The sequence below is a fragment of the Stenotrophomonas sp. 82F1 genome, assembly GCF_056861525.1.
Genome location: NZ_JBSPUD010000011.1, coordinates 122,573 through 142,761 on the forward strand (window position 1 = coordinate 122,573; position 20,189 = coordinate 142,761).

Here is a 20,189-nt window from a genome sequence, read left to right on the forward strand (position 1 = left end):
GGAAAGATCGTGTGAACAACCAGTACAGCCCGTACTACGGCAAGGACGCGGTGACGCACTCGGGTATGGTCAACGCAAAGCTGGGTTATGCCGCTGGCAAGTGGCTGCCTTACGTCAGCGCCGGCGTGACGGTGGCTCGCCAGGAATCACTCTGGGCTGCGACAAGTCCCTGGTCGAACAGACCAACGGTTGCCGTGTTGCCGAGTTCGAAAACCGCGCCTCGCACATCTCCACCGGCGCCAACATCGGTGCAGGCATGCTGTATCGCTTCAGCGAGCGCCTCTCTGGCGGCGTGGAGTATCGCTATACCCACCTCGGTTCCAGCCCGGTCACCCTGGAGGATCCCAACTACCCGGGTGCGGCTCGTCGCAACTTCCACAGCGACTACAGCGGCGTTACGCTGCAGCTGAACTACCACTTCTAAGTGTCTGGCAACTTGGTGGCGCTCACTCGGGGATCGAAGCACCTGCTCGCAAAGTTGTCGAAACGTCCGTTGCTTTCGTTTCAGTAGACGCAGGGAAGCACGGCGGGCGTCTAGCATTCCTAGACGCTCCGCCGATCAGGGGCTTAGTCTGTCTGCCCGTCAGAGCCAAAGTCGACCTGATAGATGATTTCGGAGTCGGTTCTGCTTAGTTCGCGTGCCCCAAACCTTGCAAGCAAACGATTGCTGGCACCATCAATGCGCGCGCTTGCGGTCACGGACGAAATCGATCTGGAGATCGCGATCGGCTTTGCCAGCTTCAGGGCTTCAGAGTCGATGCCGCGCTTGTGGTACGACGGGTCAATTCCGACCATAGCTCACCATCGACTGTGACGGTGAGTACTCCAACCACATCTCCATCGAACTTGGCCGCTTGAGCCATTCCGCCAAATGGCTTAACTGCGCGCTGCGGAGGTGGCTACAAAGGCTCGGGGGCAGGGTTCGTGGAGAGCTTGGGCGAGGCGCTGGGTTTGATTGGTCCGCATTCGAGTTTCCAGGGTGCTACGTGATCCGGCTTGAGGTTGCGGATTCGACGGGCCTTCAACGTAACTTGATGTCGACACCATCTAGCCCTCAATTGGGGTTCGTCGCTTGGCTCGCTGGTCTGGCGAGCCTCCCGTCACCAAATGGAGAAAGTCATGGCCGAAAGCCACGTGTGCTTCAATCCTGTTACTCATCCAGCGTCTATCGAATCAGCAGAGATCATCCTGTCCGACTGCGTGGTGGATATTGAGAGGGACGATGATCAACTTATTATCCATGGCGATGAAGGCGCTGTACTAAGGCTTTTTCTCAGCGACATGGAGGGCGTGCTGGAAGAGGCGATCGAGATATCGGAAGGCCCTCATTCGCTAAGCGGATGTCAGGGTTCTCGGCTAGATTCGAGATCGTCATAGATGACCTGGAGTCGACTCTCGGCGAGATAAATACGTTGATTGACGTTCAGGAATTTCTTCTGAACTACACCCATGGTACTCAGTTCAACGATTGGAACGGGGAGCTTTCCGATCTTCCCTCTGCACAGTAAGAAGCTCCTTGAACCGCGAAGGATAGAAGGAGATGCAATCCTCTGGCTGTGTAGATATGGGAATAGGAGAGGTGGAAAAGACCAACGAGCCCCGCCACATTGTGGCGGGGCTCGTTGTTTTGTGTGGAGCTTTCAACCTCATCGGTGGATGATGAGAAAATTTGATCAGGCGTCGGCCCTTGTGCCGATACTCATGCTCACCGTTCGGGTGCCTTGCCGTATCGATTCTCGCTGATCTCTCCTGGTCGCGTCATGTTCAGAAGCACATAACCAGGTCCAATCATGGGTACGAGAAGAATTAGAGTCATCAGGCCACTCTCGCCAAGGTCATGAAACCTGCGGGCGGTGACCGCGTAGTAGGGAAGCGCGCTCAGGCACATGTATGCAAACCAACCGTATACAAGGGCGTCCGCATTCCTTGCCCCGCCGGTCTTGTACGGCCACCCGTGATGGGCGATGTACCATGCCGCTGCGAAGAATAGCGAACTAACGACGATCTGGAGGAGAATGAAGGACCAGTACTCACCTCGAGACGAGCGGCCGGCGAAGGACGCATAGCGTCGGAAGGGCATGATTGCTAGATTAAGCATGTAACTGGCCTGCGGTTTGCTGAAATTAGGTAGTAGCGTATTCGCCGCTCTGGTGTTATCCAATGAAAGTTCTTGAGTTCTGGCCGCTGCCGAATTGCATCAGCGTTGCTGCAGGTCATGTGAAGCGCGAAGGCGGCATGCATGGAGATTGGGCTGTCGCGGAGCAATCAGCTGACGCGCGTTACCCGGAGTGCGTTTCGAAATTTTGGTCCTTCAGTTGCCGGGGCCCTTGAGAGACGTGAATGGTCAGGAGACAGCGTCTTGGTCCGGTCGCGGTGGTGTGCCGTGCCGATCAGCTATACCCTTGACATCCCTGTATGTGGATGTGAACCCCATGGCTCTGAACACCCTCAAATCGCTGGACGCGGAAATCAAGCTGCTGGAAGCTCAGAAGAAGTTGGTTGAGAAGCGCGACGGCGAGGTGCCCAAGGCCCTGGCAGTACTGCAGAAGTACGCGAAGGTGCTGACCGCGGCACAGCGCCGGCAGGTGGCCAAGCTCATCGGAGATGCCACCGAGGTAGCGCAGGTTGAAGCCTCCAAGGTCGCAACGGCTCCTTCAAAGGCCCGCAAGCTTGGCAAGGTCGCCCCGAAGTACCGCCTGCCCACTGGTGAGACCTGGACGGGCAGGGGGCTGACGCCGAAGGCGTTCTCCGCCTGGCTGAAGTCGGCCGAAGGCAAGGCCTGGAGTTCGGCCAATCCTGGTGAGCGCTTCCCCGCGGCGAGCGCGAAGAAGACTCCGACCAAGCTGCTGAAGAAGGTGGCTACCAAGTCCGGCAAGGCCGCGAAGAGCGGTCAGAAGACGCCCATTAGGAAGGTAGCCAAGAAGGCGATCAAAAAGGTGGCCAAGAAGACCGCTCGCAAGGGCGCGAGCCAGTCAAAAGCAGGCTGAAAGTAGAGTCTGCCGCCACCTCGACTGCACTTGCTCTCGAGGCGCAGTCGTCAGCTGAGTCCAGTGGAACTGATTGCCGCTCCTTGCAAAGGTTTCATCGACGGGAGGAAGAGGTCGAGACTGCTCGGCTCTCGTAACCGCGATCGCGTGAAGATTTGCAAGGCTCGGAGCTGGCGATCTCAGACCATCGGCGAAGATCCAGGTGCGCCAATGGCCTGTAGGGCGGAATTCTGAAAGAGAGAGAGCGGCCTTCGGGCCGCTTTTTTTCTGCCTTTGTTCTTGGGATCTACCTGTGCAGGCTGGTGCACCAGATGACCAGGACCACCCATGCGGGCAGGATGCATAGTGCTTTCGACATAGTCCAATAGCTTGCACGGCCTTGGTGCATCGACACGAGCGTGACAAATACTGGAAACAGCACCCCCAGCTCTATGACCAGGTTCCGCCAAAGGTAGAGATTGCCAATCCTCAGGGCACCAGCACTTGGAAGCACTCCGAAAGGAGGCTCCAGCTCTGCAGAGAACGGCCACAGCAGGGGGACTGAGTGTGCACCCACCAGCAGATCGAGCAGTCCGTGAGTCAGACCTGCACCTATGAGCCAGATCGCCGGTAGGTTGGCAGTCCTGCTCCTGCGCGTCGCCACCGTCACGAGGAGGGCGGCGGCAAGGACAAAGGCCGCGCTGTGTGTAAAGCGCGGATCAGGAGAATAGGCGAAAAGCTGGATCGCCAAGTAGTCCATGTCCGGAGGAATGGCCAGAAGTACGAACGGGACCACCGCCCAGCGGGAGGGGCGATCAGCCCATCTGTTGCAGCACAGATACGCTGTGATGCCGGCGGCGGCGTGACCTAGTGATGCCGGCGACGGCGTGACCTACAACTGATGACATGAGAGTGACTGGGCGCTGCTGGAGTCAGCGAAGCGTACTGCCCGGATGTGGTGCGGCGAAGGAGCGCCGGTGTGTTGGATATGAAGTGAGAAACTTACCAAGAGGATGGCGATCCTCACTTCCGACCGGCAGGCACAATGCGGCTTGACTGCCAAGGTGGACCATCAGCAATCTGGTTGAAGGCGTCAGCGGTCGGTTTGCCGCTCCGGCCTTGCCTTCAGGGCAGTTTCAGATCGCCCTATCCACTCGCGGTTGTGCGTGAGCGCATGCCGCGGCCAGTGCTGAGCATCCTGGGTGATGTCGGCAAACAGCCTGTACGCATGCAGGTGATCGTCGTTGCTTGGCTGCAACAGCAGCCATTCGCCATAGAGACAGCGGGCCGCGGCATCATTTGAAAGGGCAAGTGCTAGAGTGAACGCCGTTCGCGTGCCAGGCGACTGAGAAGCTGCCATAGCCAGCGCATACAGAAGCGATGCTTCAGGCTTTCGGCGTGCGTGCGGATGTACCTCGAACAGCTTCGCCAATGCCTCTAAAGAAGAGATCGGATCCCCGGTCTCAAGTCTCGAGCGAGACAAGCTGAGCAGTATGTCTGGGTCATCGCCAAACGTCCCGTTGGCAATTTCCTCCAGGTGAGGGCGGGCCTCCTGGGCATGGCCTGCGTCGAGAAGGACGCAGGCCATGTGCAAACGGTTATGGGGAGTGGGGCTGCGCTCAAACTGGAGGCGCGCTTCGCGTACGCTACGATGTGGATCGGTCAGTCCGGTCACTGCGCGGGTTGCCTGGCGGGCACCGCCCGAGTGCAGGATCTCTGGAAGGTAGATTGCCAAGCAGTACACGGCACTTCCAAGTAGCGGGAACGGGAGGATTATGACCAGCCAGTACATGCTCTGGTTGGTACGGATGGCATGCACTGCAAAGCACAATGCCACCACAACGTGTAGTCCCATTCCAATGTAAGGCATATGCGAGATGGCTGTTGCTGAGTCTGAAGGGATGGAGCAGCTGTACCCTGCAGCGCGAATCAGCGGCAGGGGGCAGGATGCCTCCGTCAAGCTGGTCATGTTGGCTGAGTGCCCGTCATTTGATCGATAGAACTATTGCGAAATTTCCTGTCGGATATCTTCCTTTAATCAGCTTGCATAGAGCGTCAGCGCCTGAGCAAATCGACGCATGCCGTGGGCCGGGAAGGATAAGGGAGATGCCGCCTCTCCAATGGAACCGCCTGACAGTGATTGACCGCGACACCAGCCGCTTTGCAGGGCGCAACATGCGAAACCCGACGCAATGAAATCAGGAGGGCAGGGCATATGCGCCCATCCACCAAGAAGATATTTCTACCTCTTGGCAGAGGTAAGCCTGAACTGAACGGGCGAAGGAATGGCACGAGTGCCAGCTTCCCCGAGCTGCAAACGTTGCTCCTGAGATGGAAAAGGAGGTGCTGCAACTCCGGTGAGTCGAACTTGCGGGTGAGTGAGAGCAGCTGGACCGAATAGAGGAAATTGATCTTCTCAGATAGCTCCTCGGCCAGTGATTCTTACGGATTGTTCAACCTGCGGCTCCATTGCCATTAAATGACGCTCCTTTCAGATCATCGCGCGCCCAGAAGCGCCTGCACGCCCGAGCTATTCTTTCTAAATCGTCAACAGATCTGTCGTGCATCCAAATAGTTCGCATGCATTTGCGGCCAAGCCTGGCAGCATCAGTGGGCCGGAGCTTTCATGTGCAGCATGGTCAGGCGCGAACAGAATCGGGCCGCTAGTGCTCTGACCAGCACTGTGCCTCAAAGCCCCCGTTGCCTGGAGTCTTCCGCATCGGTGCCAGCTCTCTGGATCCGGTGGGGAGGGAGGGCAGAGTAGGCGCCTCAGTCTTTGCTTGGCGCTCTTGACGCTGCCCCACTTGCGTCGAGCGGCAGATCGGTACATTCCTTCAAAGAGAGGGACTTCTGCATCTAGTCGTAGCTCAGGGTGACAAGTGCGCCTGCGTTGATCTCGCCGTCCCCGATCTCATCTTCTTCCTGGAACAGGCGGGCGCTGAATGGAACATTGAATACGCCACCAGCTCCACTGTTGAGTAGCTTGAACTGACCAATGGCACCAGATGCTGCTGATTCAGGGCCAAAGCTGATTGGCGTTGCTACCTGATCATGGAAGAGTTTGAGCGAGACCCCCTTGGGAACATCGGTCCCGGTGAGGGTGAGCGAATCCGTAACATTTCCGCTGTTGGCAGCATCGGTAAAAACCGCGTAGGCGTTAACGTTGGCAGGGCAATCAAGACTGAGGCCGAAATCCTTCGAATTCGACCAGGAGTTTCCAATGCCGGGTAGATCGGATGTCGCAAAACTGCCCAGCTGAACAGACTGCTGAATCAGGGCGGGCGTGCAGCTGGTCGCGTTGAAGATGACCTCACCTTTGGGTATTGCATAGTAGTAGCCGGGAACTTCGACGCTTCCATCGCCATCGTAGAAGTCCAGAAAGCTGATCAAGAATCTAGCTATCCCAAAGTCAATGATGCCCTCTGCGATTGGCGTTGGCCTTCCCATTCCCACCAGACGGCTCTGGAACCTCACCATGCTTGTTCCAGCTGGGAAGCTGACCCGCCCAATGCGTCCCTCGAAATTCATCGAAATCGTTGATCCATCGGGAGCGACAAATCGAACGACTGAACCCACGTGCGAACCAGGTACTGAGGAAGCGATGTAGCTCTCGCCATCAACCACCACATCGAGCGGTTCACCGCTAGCGTGCCCATCGACGTCGACCGAATGCGGTACTCGACAATCCACCTCAACGTCTATGTCAAGCCAATCGCTGAGTGGCATTCCCGCCGGAAGGATCGTCTGATCAGCTGGAATGCGTATTGATCCGAAGGGAACAGGACGCTTCGATTGATGCTCGGAGAACTCGCCTGTGAACTGACATTTATTCGGGCCAGCATCGACTCCATCGATTTCGCGACTATCAGCCCATGCACTGCTTGAGCCCGCCATGCCCGAAAAGACAGTGGCGGCCAGCCAAAGGCACACTCTAAAGTTCATTTTTGTTCTCCTTGCCACACGCAGGTCAGGTTTGGTGGCCAGTGGTAAGATTTGTCGGATCCGGAGAGCTGGCGCAGCGTCACTATTCCTGCTCCCCTGCGCTCCCCTGACAACCAGGGCGCCGCTGTCAGCTAATCCCACGGCATCGAAGGGCTGCTCGCGCGGGCTTCGTCGCGAACGTTGATCCACCGACAAGTAGCCTGGCAGATCATTCTTCCCTGCCGACACAATGGAACTCTCTGCTTTGGAGACGACGCCATGGAAGATCAGTCGTAGCTGAGCGTCACCAACGCTCCTGCTTCAATGGTTCCGCTACCAATATCGCCCATTTGCTGGATCAGCTTCGCCTTGAAGGTGACTGGTTCATCCGTAACGCCGCTCGCACCGCTATCCAATAGTTTGAAGCGTCCGGGATTGTCTTGAACAACGCTTTCCGGGCCAAAGGATATGGGGCTTCCGCTACCTTGATTTGAATACAGCTTCAAAGCGACACCGCTGGGGATGTCTGAGCCTGTGAGCGTCAAAGAGTCAGTCAAATTGCCATGGTTGGCCGCATCGGTGAAAACAGCGTACGCACTGACGTTTGCAGGGCATGTCAGTGTGAAGCCGAACTCCTTCTCTGTCTGCCAAGCGTTGCCAGCGCCAGGAGCTCCAGCGCTCGAGAAGGAGCCGACGTCAATAGTGGATGGCAGGTTCCCTGGAACGCAGGCGTCGGGCTGGTAGATGACTTCGCCTGCGACACTGCGGGATCTCACAATGAAGCCAACTCCACCGCTTTGATCCGTGGCTAGCCGGACTGTGCTGGCAATGCCTCCGCTGAATGCGATCTCTGGAAGGGGCGTCGGTTGGCCCATGGCCACAAGTCGATAGGCTATGGAGAAATCATAGATACCTCCCGCAAGAGTGATCTGGTCAACTACAGGGGCATCAGTCATGGGAAGTTGCCTTCCGTCAGGAAGTGTCATCCTGACGATGAGTCCAACGTGACCGCCAGCCCCAGACATCGCGGTGTACGTTTGACCATCGACCTCTACGGACACGCTGTCGCGGGACCACGGCACAAAATTGATGTCAAGTGCCATCGGACCGCATTTCATCTGGAAATCCTTGGTTATCCAATCTGAGATCAGTTCGCCAGCGGGGAGGATGGCTGTATCCGGATCCATTCGAATGGAGCCGAAGGATAGAACGGGCTCGACTTCAGGAAGCGATGGGAAAACGCCCGGGACGGAGCATCCTACGTCCTCGCGCACGGCCGCATATGAAGCAGGTGCTACCGTGAAGAGTACTGCTAGTGCGGCAAGAATCTTGATGGGATTGAAATTCATTTATTTGACCGGCCTGTTTGCGTGTGTTCGCAACTGATAGATCGATAGCAAAGATGCGCGTATGTAAGTTTCCGATTCCCAATTCTGGGAACGTCCGTAGCCATGCTCCGAAGTGGAGGTGCATCCAAGCTGCCAGGACCTGGGCCTCGGAGGGCTTCGCTTCGAGCGCCTGTGGGCTCATCTCGCAAACTTGACACACTTCATCGCGTCAGATCTAGTTGATGGCTGTTCCGACTGTTGCCGTAGTGTCACGGCGCAAGACCTCTTAGAACTGTCACCCCACTGCACCATCAGTGATGCGCCAGGTATTGCATTGCTCACGTAGATCAAGCTTCCCTGAGCAACCTGCCCAACCAGTGCGCCGCTTTCATCGAACACTTCTGCACCGAATGGAAGTTTTTCACCGGATTCATCGCGAACACTGATCAATTGCATCCGATTCTCGCCGCCCTCGAATTTCAACCAGGCCACTGCACCCGCACGAGGAACCGCATCTAGGCGGTTGGTTTCAAGCTCGATCAACTCGGTCGCGGTGGTTGGATCAATCGTGATGGTGTTCTTGCGGTACGGCCGCAGACTGTTGACCACGGCGTAGCCCCGGCTGTCTACCTTGCCAAAGGTGCCCACGCGAGCCCCCTCGGCACCCTGCGCATCGACAATGGCAATGGTTTCAGACAGTGACGGAGCAAGTGTCACGCCGCCACGGTGTACCACCAGGCCACCGGACATACCGAACGACTGCGCACTCGATTGACCCGACTGACTGGTGCTGGCCGACAGGCTGGCATAGGGCGCGTTGTAGCCGCCACCCAATGACCACGAGGCCGACTGAGCTTCGCCATCGGACACCGAAGCGTTGTAGTTGAACTGGCTTCGGTCGCCGGTGTTGCCGGCCAAGCCCGCACTCCAGCTGTTCCCACTATCGCGTCGATCAAAGCGCAGGTCCACACGGGGGGCGCGCGACTCGCGCCACAACGGGATGGAGTAGCTGAAGTTGATCTGGTTGTCGGCACGGCCGAAAGCATCGCGCGTACGGCTGGCAGTAATGGAGTAATTGCCGCTGCCAATGCGATTGGAGTAACCGAACTGGAAGGTGGTGTCGCGGCCGCTGCGGTTCCAGTACGTATTGCTTGAGCCACTGGCGTAGATGGTTCCATAGCCGTTGGAGAGCGTCTGGGTGACATTAAGCTGCAGGGCATTCTTGCGTTGCTGTGGCGCTCGGCCGATGCTCGGGCCGAAGAAGTCATCGTCCATAGTTGAGAGCGCGGCCGCGTCGCGAAGTGACAGGTAGCCCTCACTTGAGTAGCGATAGGCGGCCACCGCCACGCTGGTGCCCGTCGTAGGCAGGCTCCTGCTGTAGGTCGCTCGGATGCTATGGCCCGAACGACGGTTCGCATCGCCTGGAAGCTGAGCTGAGGAGAAGGTGACATCGGCGGAGATCGCGCCCAAGCGGGTGTTCAGTGCCGTGCCGGCCATAGCCGACAGATAGTCGCCATCATCGGTGGCCTGGAGGCCGCCGAAACCAGTGGCCACGTTGTTCAGGCCGCGCTGATAAGTGGCTTCTACAAAGCGCACCTGACTGGTGACATCGCCGTAGCCGATGTTGCGTAGTTGACCGGCCGTCGCCGAGTAGCGGGCCTGCCCGGGGCGAAGCAGCCTAGGCACGGAGGCGTAAGGTACGACGAAGCGGTTGCTGCTGCCGTCGCTCTCCATCACCGTCACTTCCAGGTCGCCCGCGAAACCGCTGGCGTAGAGGTCGGTGATCTCAAACGGACCGGGTGCTACTGTAGCTTCGTACACGACATAGCCGGACTGACGGATCACTACATTGGCATTGGTGCGCGCCACGCCGCGCACGACCGGCGCAAAGCCGTTCATGGAGTCGGGAAGCATTCGAGGGTCGCTGTTGATCTGCACGCCATCGAAGGCAAGCGAGTCGAAGAGCTCACCAGTGGTGTTTGTGCGGCCCACCGTCAATCGTGCCTTGAGCTTGGTCAGGTCACGACGGGCGTAGGCGGCCATAGTCTGCAGGTGCCCGCCCTCGCCCTGACGCCAGTTGTAGTTGGCGTCATGGCGGAAGCGCCAGTCCCCCAGGCTCAGGCCCGAGGACATCCGCAGAGAGGTGCTGAGCTGGCTGCCGCTGGAGGGGGTCTCGCGGCGATAGCTGTTGAGCGAGTAAGCGAAGGTACCTGCAGTAACGCCGTCGTCCCAGCGCGACGGATCGACATAGCCACGCGGCGAACGATCCAATGCCGCCTGCGGCACGGAAAGCCTCAGCTGCAAAGAGGAGGTGTTGAGGCTGGCCTTGGCTCCGGCCACCAGCACGCTCAAGTCGATACAGCCATCCGGCTCTTGCCCCGCTTCAATGGCAGCCGTGGCGGCCTTGATGCCAAGCTCACCTAGCAAGGACAGTGGCAAGCATGGCTCTGCCTCGTGCTCGCCTTCAATCAGACGCAGACGATGGCGGCCTGTATTCGTCTTGTTCACGAATACATCGATCGCGTACTCACCAGCAGGCAGTGAGGCGCCGCGCTCGAAGCGACCAACCGTCTGACGGGTCGATTCGTCGAGGAACGCCAGGTTGAAGCTGACCTGCTCAGGGGACCCAGAGGTCCCCGCACTAGCCGTCCACGAGATGAGCAGGGCGCCAGCAATGGCAATGCTCAGGACAGCCGGTGCCGGCCGAGCGCGCACGCTCGGTGAGTACGATTGGATACGCATGGGAGCAAGACTCTTGGTTGGAGCGCATCGGCACTCAGGCGCGATGGGCGGCGATCTATCCGGGTAGGGATGCGCCGCGAGGGCGCGCAGGCACCGAGTACCTGAGGTTTAGGCGTGATCAGCCTGTACCGCTTGACCGAGACGCGTGCTCGGAAGCAGTTCTAGGGAGCCACGATGGTGTCGACCGTGCCGCCATAGTCGTTGATGCTGCGTACGGTGAACGAAGTGCTCGATCCCAGCGGCGAGGGCAGATCAATGTGCATTGCACCCAGCGGCGGTACGGAGGCACCTGCGTTCACTCGACCAATCCCTGGAATGGTGAGGAAGGCAACAGAGACATAGTAAGGTGTCGGGTTGGTCACCAGCACACTGGCCTTGCCATCGTGCGTGGATGGCTGCCAAGACAAGGCCTTGACCGCTTCGTTGGACGAACCCTTCAGGCCTTTCGGACGAAGGAAGACCTTCAGCCGGGTACGCACTGCGAACTGAAGGCTCGCGCTGATCTGGCTGTCGGTGGCGCTTTCTTCGCTCTTTTTCGGCGTTGCGGGAATGTCCAGGACGTTGATCCAGTACAGCGACTCACGGTCCTTTGGTGCATCGGTGCCCAAGTAGGACAGGCGCAGGGACTGACCCATGCCGCCATCGATGCGCGTGATCGGCGGGGTCACCACGAAGGGAACACCCTCAATATTGTCCGGACGCGACTTCGGGTCGCCGGCATCGATCCAGGTCTGAACCAGGCTCGGCGTACCGCCGCGGTTCACGAGCTCGACTGCGACCTCGCGGGCGTCAGTCGGGTAGATGACACGAGTGGTGCCCACCTGAACACCGGCATTCGCCAGAAGCGGCGCCGAGAAGATGCAGGCCAGCAGGATTCGAATGGTCGGAGTATTCATTGGGTGTCCTTCAAGCGAAACGGCAGAGTAGTGACCACGCCCGCTGGGGCGTGGTCGGGTTCATCTCAGTTCTGAGTGACCGTGAAGTTTGCAACGGCGTTGATCTGGCCTTCGGTCACCAGTGATGCATTCGGCGCAATCAGAGCCGCCCCCAGAGTGATCTCTTCGTTGCCGGTCGTCGTTGCCGGGAACTTGATCGAATCCGGTTGGCGGAGATCCAGGGGCGCACCTGCCTGGGACAGCTGCACTTCCACGCCAGCAGCCGGAGTGGTGACTGCTGCATTCTTGATGTTGCCGCCGGTGGTCACATCGCTGTCCTCAATATCGACGGTGTACACCTGGCCTGCGGCCAGGCAGTTGCCGGTCGATCCGGTCAGCTTCAGCGTGAAGTCGCGCGAGGCGATCGGGGCTCCATTGACGAAGGCGTCTTTGCCGACCTTCGGCATGGCGACAGTGATCGCGCCGGGGGTACCCGGATTGTCACCACCTTCGATCTGACAAGCGGCCGCGAGGACTTCGCCGGTGAAGGTGATGGAGCCATCAGCAGCCATTGCACCAGCAGAAGCCAGCATGGCCGAGGCAGACAGTGCCAGGCTCAGAATCGTCTTGTTCATATTGCTTGTTTCCTTAAGAGTTGAATGTTGGTATTGCCGATGAATGGCCGGAATCAGAGCTGGGCTCCAGCTCGAGCACGCCTCGTGGGTGCAGCGCAAGGCGCGTTCGAGCTGGAGATCTGCAAAAGGGGCGTAGCGCGGATGGCCCTGTTTCCCGCCGATGATCAACGGGGGGAATGATCGGATCTGGGCCGCATCCGGACGATAGAATTCGTTCTATTTCCGTCAGGTTGGATGCCTCTTGGGGGCATTCATTCAGCTGATGGAACGATGGCGCAATCGGCCGAAATCACTGCGGTAGACGGTCCCGCTGGGGACAAGCACCAATCTGGCCCACATGGGAGATGGCTCCCTTGGCCGGGCAGACATTGCCTTGGCGGCCCGGCAGTTCCGGAGCTGGGCTCTTGCGAGCGAGCGTGAGCGCAAGGCGGGGCCGAAGCTGCCGTTGGCGATTCCGATTTCCTTACTGATCCAATGAATCATCCGTACTCGCAGATGATCCGCACAGGGCCGTCCTCGAGGTTCCATCCCTGCAAGTGCAGGAGAGCGGAGTGCTGCGAGCAATCAAGGCAGGATGGAGGCGCCGTTTCCCGTGGCGATGAGCGCGCTCTAGCGCCGCTGATCGCTTTGGCTGCGGTGTTGGCCGCAGCCTGTTCGATCATCAGGTCCGAAGTGCTGCATTGAACCGCTTCGCGGCATGGAGTCGTGGACGCGGCAAAGCCATGCCTCATCAGAGGCGGTGATGGGGCGTTAGTCGTAACTCAACGTAACCAGTGCTGTGGCGCTGATCTCTCCATCCCCCACCTCTGGTAGCGCCTGGAAAAGTCGTGCCTTGAAGGGCACAGCTGCATCGACTACTCCGCCGGGCGCCACAGCCGACAGGTCGAACATTCCTGGTGCGCCCGGTGTGATGGACTCAGGGCCGAACGTGATCGGGGTCAAGAGGTCTCTATTTGAGAACAACTTCAGTGCGATGCCAGATGCAGGACGGGTTCCTGTGAGCGTGAGAGCGTCTGAAGTGTTGGCTGGGAGGTTCGCGTCACCTCTTCGGGTTGGTTGGGGCCTTGATCTGGGCCGCGCAAGGTCAAGGGCGCATTGGGTTGTCTCGCAGAAAGCTCAGTGAATCTGGCGCCGTTTCACCAGCAAGCACTGAGAGGCCACGTTTGTCGGTACAGGCGCGGCAATGGAGTGGCTTGCAACCGCGAATTCTCAGCTCTTAGCCCGGCTTACTCAATCGACGTTTTTCTAAAAAATGGGAGATGGAAGCAACTCCCTGCTGTACCTTCCCAAAAAATGTCGATGTATGTCGCTGCTGCCAGAGAGTGAATTCATGACGTCTGGACAAGGATGATTGCGATTGGACAGGCTTCGGAGACGGATGTAGAAGAACTTCTAACGTGATTTCAGCGTGCGGTCTCACTACCAAATTTCCCGGTGTCCCAGACTCGTCGCGCAGCATCCGCTGCCTAAACCAGGAACGTGAAATGCATAAGTTGATCATGACTGCAGCCCTTGCAGTCGTGTCTTCATCCGCACTGGCAAATGATCCGGCAATGGCCGTCCGCGAGTTCCCGCCCGTGCAACTTCAAGCGATTGGAGTAGGTCGAACGATCAGCGCGGAAGGATGGGACGCGATGGCCCGTGGTGATGAGCGCGGACCAGCACCGCCGATTACCCAGGTGGCGGTGTTGGCGGTTGGTTCAACAGACGCCGGTGGCTGGGAGTACATGACGACGCTGGGGCAGCTGGTGACATCGAGGAATCACGGCGGTCCGGAGTTGCGCGTCGTGGTTCGGGAAATCGGATACGGCGGTACGCCGATGGCATCGTTGTTTGGTCAGCCGCTTCCAACCAATGCTGAGTACAGGTCTGATGGCCTGTGCATCACAAACAACATGTATACGGACGACTGCCAACCCGGTCAGACCATTGTCGGGTGGCTCCGATACTTCAACCTGGATGGCTATGAAGAAGGCAAGTTCTGGTATGCCAATAGATCGATCAATTCGCCGGGGCAGCTCTGGGAAACGGGGATCCATATCCAGTAAGTGCATGAATGCATGGCTGGATGTCCAGTTGCGTATGGCCGTCATGCCGTGACTACCGCGGGCATCCGACGGACGGGGTCCGCCGTCGGCAACTCACTGGACCGGCGCGGTGCCGCGAAGTGATCGACTCGGTTCCCATCTGATCGAAATGTGGCTTGGTTGAATCGCCATAGTCGGCAAAGTGCCGGCAATTCGAAAGAGTTGTCGGCATTCTCTTTCTAAAATGAAGGGAAACTCTGCTGAGATCCTCTTCTGGCGGCGAGAAGTGATGTGGATGAAAGGAAAAGCTCAATTTGTTGTATTCAGACTTTTCCTGCGCATCGCGAGACTTGCGTGCGCTCTTACCGCACGTTGAAGGCTGCAAGGCCTGGATGCAGGAAGCAACCGTTCGGGAAAGAGCGCTTAGCCAACGTCTCTAACTTTTGGAAGTTCAATGTCACCTCAAAGTGCACGCGCTCTACTCGCAGTCACTCTCGCATTCGGTGGGCTGGCCACCACCGGGGCTGTCCAGGCCCACGGCACCATGGTCAAGCCGATGAGCCGCGTCTATGCGTGCTATCAGGGCAATCCCGAGAATCCGACCAACCCGGCCTGCGCCGCGGCCAAGGCCGTGGGCGGCGCGCAGGCGTTCTACGACTGGGCAGGCGTCAACCAAGCCAATGCAGATGGCCATCACCAGGCAGTGGTGCCGGATGGCAAGCTCTGCAGCGGCAACAACCCGACTTACACCGGCCTGGACCTTCAGCGCTCGGACTGGCAGGCAACGCCTATCCGTCCCGATACCAAGGGCCGCTACACCTTCGAGTTCAAGGGCTCAGCACCGCATGCCACGCGTGAGTGGAAGTTCTATGTCACGCGCGAAACCTGGAAGCCTGGCAGTGAGCTGCGCTGGTCTGACCTGGAGGCATTCTGCACCTTGGGCAACACGCCGCTTTCGGCGGATGGGACCTACAAGCTGAACTGCCCGCTGCCCAAGCGCACCGGCCCGCACATCATCTATAACACCTGGCAGCGCTCCGATTCGGCTGAGGCGTTCTATAGCTGCTTGGACGTACAGTTCGAGGGAGGCAGTGTTACCCCGCCGACGTGGTTGGACGCGGGTGCGCTCACTGCACGTGGCTCGCTGCCGATTGGCACTGCTGTCGAGTTGCGTGTGTTCAACAGTGGCGGCGGTGACGCAGAGCGGGTCAGCGCGACCATCGCTGCTGGTCAAACGGCCCCCGCTCAGTGGCCGCTCCATGTGGCTCGTAAGGTCAATGCAACTGCCAAGAGCGCGCGCATCGGTGTGATGAGCAATGGCGTAATCAGTCCGGTTGCCTCTGCTACTGCCAACCGCGTCTACCTGCGGAGCGGCTTTACCCACCAGGTTGACATCCACCTGCCGGGTGAGGACTTCGACCACGTGTATCCGGCGGGCATCGGCAGCTATGTTCCGGGTCAGACCGTGGTGAAGGGCGGCGACGGCAAGTTGTATGCCTGCAAGCCGTTCCCTGAGGGTGCGTGGTGCAACATCAATGCCGCCGCCTATGTTCCGGGTAGTGGCTATGCCTGGCGCGATGCCTGGCTGCCCTACTGATCGAGTCAAAGTCGTGGCGATGGCTCAATGAAGCCGGGTAATGTTGATTCACGACGGAATCCATTGACGTAATAAGCCAGGCCCTGCCGCGCGATCCTCTCGCGGCAGGGCCTGTTGCCATCTGCGCGCTGCTCTGCGCTTGGGAATTTCCCGGACGGATTCCGGGCGGGAGTACGAGGGGTGGTTGATGGCGACAGCGCCTGTCGCAATCGACGTGGGTGTGCATGAAGAAATTGATTGTAGGGCTGACCGTCGTTTCGGATGGCTCGTCGGAGGGAAATTTAGTAAGAATTCGATGTCTGTCTCCAGAGGTGTGAAGGAAAGTGGCTTGATCCTTCCACGATCTGGTTGATGGCATGCGATTTGCGACGTCCCCTTCAGCTACGCTGCTGGCATCTACGGTCGTCGCTGCTGGCCTGCTTGATGCCATCAGTCACTTGCTTGGGATTCGTCCGGCGACCAGGTCGCTTGAGTACCGCCGGGAACTCCTCAGCCTTCGGCCTGACATCTGCTTGAAGGCGCGGCACAGTGTCGATGCTTGAATTCGTTCGTATGAACTTCATCAGGAATGTGGAGCTGGCAACGCGCCCGTTGCTTGGTCCCCTCCTGGCGGTCTGCGGGGAAGGGGCGGCAGCGCAACGAATAGGACAGGTGGAGATCGACGATGACTTGGGTGTTCCGTCCTTCTCTCTGCCTGCCAGGGAGGTCAGGCGGCTCCCTGCAGATGCAAGCTTGAGATCATTGCTTGTTGTGGGCGCAGGCCCCCGACGCCCGGTTGCCTGGCAGTTTGATTTTGATCCTACTTCGCCACGAACTGAGGCTCTCTCGCGCAGCATTCGTTACGCCCAGATCCACGGGGGTGTTGAGACGGTGCCGGCAGCCAGTCTGATGCCCGATGAGGTCAACTCCGTCTATCTGCGGGTTGAGGGCCGGCGTCCGAAAGATGGCACGGCCGTCTACATGGGGAAGTTCTGCTTGCTGATGCGATCTGGTGCGCCTGCCCGTGTGGCTCGAGTGCAGAGACGCTGCGGAGTGGATCGCTGTTTGAACACGATCGGGGAAGACGACGAATCGAGGAGCTGGGTCGCATCGAATGACCTGGTATTCAAGCTGCCTGGATGGCTGCACCGGTGGCGTTGGGTGCTGCGTTGAGGTGCTCATAGTGGCGACCTGGCGTGATCTCCGCCTGGCAGCCGATGACAATCAATACGGAAAAATGTGAATGAGGAAAGATGGTCGGTTGTTTGGGTGTATCACCGGTGCGTGCGCTCTATTGTTTCTTGTGATCTATGGATACATGTCGATGAAATCGGGGGTTGAGATGTCAAACGCTAGCGTTGAAACGAAAGAGTGCAAAGCAAAAATGCTCGAGAGAATGAGGGGGCTGTTGTGGCCAGAGTTCGATCCGACAGAGCTTGGTGGGGTCTATCTTTCTCCTGTGCACGGCAGTGAGGATCCGATGGAGGCGTACTTGGAAATTGCTGCCGACTGTTCACGCTCCTCTGGCGAGGCCAGTGTGGTTGGCTACGATCAGGCGGAGCAATTCGCAGAGGAACTTGCATTGATCTCCGCTCAGTTCATCCACAACGGTGCGTTGGAGCCGGGTAGCTATGGGCTCAAGTCTCCTCTGGAGATGCCTGGCCGCCAGGATGAGCGGGGTGGGGAAAGCGAGATTGAGATGGTTGATGTATCAGGGGAACATCTTGTTTTGCTTCGAAGCATGAATACGGATGCTTATGGTCCTGCAGTGGAGCTGATGGATGGAAAGCGACCTTACGGAGAAATGTCCTACCACTACTTGGACATGGCGAGGGCGCTGGGGGAGCCGGTTCCGTTGGACGCCGATGGTACTCCGGAGTTTCCGCCTTCCACGATCGAGCGATACGATCAGCTGCATTTGGAGATGCTGGATGTGGTCCGGGTGTTTTGGGTCCATGCCCAAGTGCCTCAGGACATGTTCCAGTAACGTCTGGAGCCATTGAGGACGCACTGGAGCCGGGAGCGCGCATAGCAGGGGCTACTCCCTATCACTACGCGTGGCGTTAGTTCAGACGACAGCCATCAGCTGTCGTCTGTGATCTGAGATCAGATCCAGGTCCTGCCAAGTGATCAGAATAGCTCTCGCTCACGTAGGCAGGGCAATGCCATTGTCGGACTCTTGATTACTCGGTCTTTGGCTTGTTGGCCTCTTCATGGGCTTCTGCAGCCGCAGCTCGCGTAGCCGCTGCATTGGCTGAGATAGCGGCCTCTCTGAAGACATCCTCGGTCCGCAGCTTCTGTGCGCGCTCGATGAGCTCCGCGTCCGGGAACTTGTGCATGCATGCGCCACGAACCAGTTGAACAGCACTGTCGGAGAGTCCAGGTTCAATGTGACCAAGAACGCAAACGGCGAAGGAGGTTGGTTGTGAGTGACAGCCGGATAGTGCAAATGCTGAAGAGAGCGAGAGAAGCAGAAAGCGAGCTTTTATGGAACAAGCCTCAGATAGGGGAGAGGCGAGGATATGTTCATGCCTTGGGCGCCCCCAGAGGCGGATGCGTCATTGTTGCGCTCCGAGCGTAGAAGTGACTGTTACACCCGGTCGCTCATATGCAGGCATCCGCAGCGAGAGTTTGTGGGTGATTGGCGAGCATCCCAGTCATGTCGCGTCCAGCCGAACTTCGCGTTGAAGTTCTCAACAATTTGCATGGCCGACACAAAGTGGTCGTCATAGCATTTGTTCTAGGCGGGGTTGCGTTGATTCGCAACCCTTCTTCCTCCACCTACGGACCAACTTCGATGAGTTCTCTGCTGCTTCCCTTCAAGAAATTCGCCAGGCTGGGCGGGAGATCCACCCGCTCTGAGTTCTGGATGTTCCAACTCCTTCTGCTTGTCTGTGCGGTGGTCTAATCAACTTGGACACTCGATAGGATCATTTTCGAGCATCGAGGTAGACCCATGGCAAAACAGATCACTCAGGGCATGAGGGACGAGGCGGTTCGCCTTGTCGTTGTAGAGGGGCAGACAGTAAGAGACGTCTGCCAGCTGATGGATGTCGGCCCGACGGCGCTGAGGCGGTGGATCGAGCAGTGGCGGCGAAAACATGACCCGCATGCGGAGGCGCCACCAGTAGATGCGCAGGTCAGAATCGCCGAACTGGAAGCCCAGAACCGCAGGCTCAAGGAGGAGCGCGACCTGCTAAAAAAATCCATCGCCTTCTTCATTCGGGACAGCGATCACCGGAACAAGTGATCCAGGAATTGGGGAAGGCCGCTCCGATCCGGTTGGTGTGCCAGTTGATGGACTATCCCCGTAGCAGCTACTACGCCTGGCTGCATCGGGAGCCTCGCATCGACCGGGAGCTGCTGGCCCAGGTTGATCTGGTTCGTCGCATTCATAAGTCCCACCGGGGCAGCTGCGGCTCACGCAGAATGGCCCGGGAACTGACCAATAGCGGTCTGCAGGTTGGTCGCCACCGCGCCCGGACGCTGATGCGCCGGGCCGGTGTCAGGGCGCGACAGCACAAGCGGCACAAGTACCACAGCCTTGGGCCGCAGGCGCTGACCGCTCCCAACATCCTGGACCGTCAGTTCAATCCGGAGGCGCCAAACCGAGTCTGGGCTGGCGATATCACCTACATCCCCACCCAGCAGGGGTGGCTGTATCTGGCCGTCGTTGTGGATATGTATGCCCGCCGAATCGTGGGTTGGGCACATTCCCACGAAGCAGATGCATGGTTGGCGGTCAGAGCCCTGCGCGGCGCATTGAAACAGCGCCGCCCCCAGGCGGGACTGCTGTTCCACTCGGACCAAGGGCGGCAATACACCAGCCACGCGATGGCCGAGATCCTGCGCGACAACGGCATCACCCAGAGCATGAGCCGGAAGGGGAATTGCTGGGACAACGCGGTGGTGGAACGGGTATTTGCCACCCTCAAAGGCGAATGGCTGTACTCCAAATACCCCACTCGACAGGAGGCTGCAGCAGACATCGAACAATTTGTGAACTGGTACAACCACCGTCGGCTGCACAGTGCCAACGGCCTTGTGCCACCTGCGCTCCGTGAAGTGCAGGTGGCCTGAACTCCCTTTGGGAGTGTCCAGAAGTACTTGACCACCACA

General features: G+C 58.6%; 16 protein-coding genes and 1 pseudogene. 8 read left to right on the forward strand and 9 right to left on the reverse strand.

Annotated features, from left to right (window positions below; all coding sequences use genetic code 11):
• Window positions 1-100: 100 nt before the first annotated feature.
• On the forward strand, window positions 101-424 hold the full coding sequence (locus AC13GI_RS12790; RefSeq protein WP_482996468.1) for an outer membrane protein: 324 nt from the start codon (window positions 101-103) through the stop codon (window positions 422-424).
• A gap of 143 nt (window positions 425-567) precedes the next feature.
• Here AC13GI_RS12790 and AC13GI_RS12795 read toward each other — a convergent pair whose 3' ends face one another.
• Window positions 568-795, reverse strand: coding sequence for a hypothetical protein (locus AC13GI_RS12795; protein WP_482996469.1), 228 nt, complete (start codon window positions 793-795; stop codon window positions 568-570).
• A gap of 324 nt (window positions 796-1,119) precedes the next feature.
• Between AC13GI_RS12795 and AC13GI_RS12800 the strand changes: the two genes are divergently transcribed.
• Window positions 1,120-1,377, forward strand: a complete 258-nt coding sequence (locus tag AC13GI_RS12800; RefSeq protein ID WP_482996470.1) for a hypothetical protein — start codon at window positions 1,120-1,122, stop codon at window positions 1,375-1,377.
• Between the two features lie 328 nt (window positions 1,378-1,705).
• On the opposite strand, the gene AC13GI_RS12805 is transcribed toward AC13GI_RS12800, so the two are convergent.
• Window positions 1,706-2,098 (reverse strand): DUF805 domain-containing protein, encoded by a 393-nt coding sequence (locus tag AC13GI_RS12805; protein WP_482996485.1) that lies wholly within the window; start codon window positions 2,096-2,098, stop codon window positions 1,706-1,708.
• Between the two features lie 334 nt (window positions 2,099-2,432).
• On the opposite strand from AC13GI_RS12805, the gene AC13GI_RS12810 reads away from it, so the two are divergent.
• Entirely contained in the window at window positions 2,433-2,987 is a 555-nt protein-coding gene (locus AC13GI_RS12810; protein WP_482996471.1) for an H-NS family nucleoid-associated regulatory protein, read from the forward strand.
• 286 nt (window positions 2,988-3,273) lie between these two features.
• Here AC13GI_RS12810 and AC13GI_RS12815 read toward each other — a convergent pair.
• The 7 genes and pseudogenes from AC13GI_RS12815 to AC13GI_RS12845 form a co-directional block, all read right to left on the reverse strand.
• Window positions 3,274-3,825, reverse strand: a pseudogene (locus AC13GI_RS12815) (metal-dependent hydrolase); the annotation flags it as partial.
• 234 nt (window positions 3,826-4,059) lie between these two features.
• On the reverse strand, window positions 4,060-4,641 hold the full coding sequence (locus tag AC13GI_RS12820; RefSeq protein ID WP_482996472.1) for a hypothetical protein: 582 nt from the start codon (window positions 4,639-4,641) through the stop codon (window positions 4,060-4,062).
• Between the two features lie 1,181 nt (window positions 4,642-5,822).
• Complete coding sequence (locus AC13GI_RS12825; RefSeq protein WP_482996473.1) at window positions 5,823-6,908, reverse strand: fimbrial protein; 1,086 nt, start codon at window positions 6,906-6,908, stop codon at window positions 5,823-5,825.
• Window positions 6,909-7,174: 266 nt separating this feature from the next.
• Entirely contained in the window at window positions 7,175-8,236 is a 1,062-nt protein-coding gene (locus AC13GI_RS12830) for a fimbrial protein (RefSeq protein ID WP_482996474.1), read from the reverse strand.
• Between the two features lie 177 nt (window positions 8,237-8,413).
• Complete coding sequence (locus tag AC13GI_RS12835; RefSeq protein ID WP_482996475.1) at window positions 8,414-10,957, reverse strand: fimbria/pilus outer membrane usher protein; 2,544 nt, start codon at window positions 10,955-10,957, stop codon at window positions 8,414-8,416.
• A gap of 161 nt (window positions 10,958-11,118) precedes the next feature.
• Window positions 11,119-11,853, reverse strand: a complete 735-nt coding sequence (locus AC13GI_RS12840) for a fimbrial biogenesis chaperone (protein ID WP_482996476.1) — start codon at window positions 11,851-11,853, stop codon at window positions 11,119-11,121.
• 65 nt (window positions 11,854-11,918) lie between these two features.
• Window positions 11,919-12,467, reverse strand: a complete 549-nt coding sequence (locus tag AC13GI_RS12845; RefSeq protein ID WP_482996477.1) for a fimbrial protein — start codon at window positions 12,465-12,467, stop codon at window positions 11,919-11,921.
• A gap of 1,484 nt (window positions 12,468-13,951) precedes the next feature.
• Between AC13GI_RS12845 and AC13GI_RS12850 the strand changes: the two genes are divergently transcribed.
• The 5 genes from AC13GI_RS12850 (at window position 13,952) to AC13GI_RS12870 (ending at window position 20,150) form a co-directional block, all read left to right on the forward strand.
• Window positions 13,952-14,515 (forward strand): DUF4879 domain-containing protein, encoded by a 564-nt coding sequence (locus tag AC13GI_RS12850; protein ID WP_482996478.1) that lies wholly within the window; start codon window positions 13,952-13,954, stop codon window positions 14,513-14,515.
• A 433-nt stretch (window positions 14,516-14,948) separates the two neighbouring features.
• Window positions 14,949-16,091: a lytic polysaccharide monooxygenase gene (locus AC13GI_RS12855; RefSeq protein ID WP_482996479.1), complete on the forward strand. Its 1,143-nt coding sequence runs from the start codon at window positions 14,949-14,951 to the stop codon at window positions 16,089-16,091.
• A gap of 1,303 nt (window positions 16,092-17,394) precedes the next feature.
• The gene (locus tag AC13GI_RS12860) at window positions 17,395-18,057 is read left to right on the forward strand and encodes a hypothetical protein (RefSeq protein WP_482996480.1); all 663 of its coding nucleotides are present in this window, start codon (window positions 17,395-17,397) and stop codon (window positions 18,055-18,057) included.
• A gap of 969 nt (window positions 18,058-19,026) precedes the next feature.
• Window positions 19,027-19,320 (forward strand): transposase, encoded by a 294-nt coding sequence (locus AC13GI_RS12865; RefSeq protein ID WP_380653178.1) that lies wholly within the window; start codon window positions 19,027-19,029, stop codon window positions 19,318-19,320.
• A complete protein-coding gene (locus AC13GI_RS12870; protein WP_375069592.1) occupies window positions 19,317-20,150 on the forward strand; it encodes an IS3 family transposase in 834 nt (277 codons plus the stop codon). The genes AC13GI_RS12865 and AC13GI_RS12870 overlap by 4 nt, the downstream gene beginning before the upstream one ends.
• The last annotated feature ends 39 nt before the right edge of the window (window positions 20,151-20,189 follow it).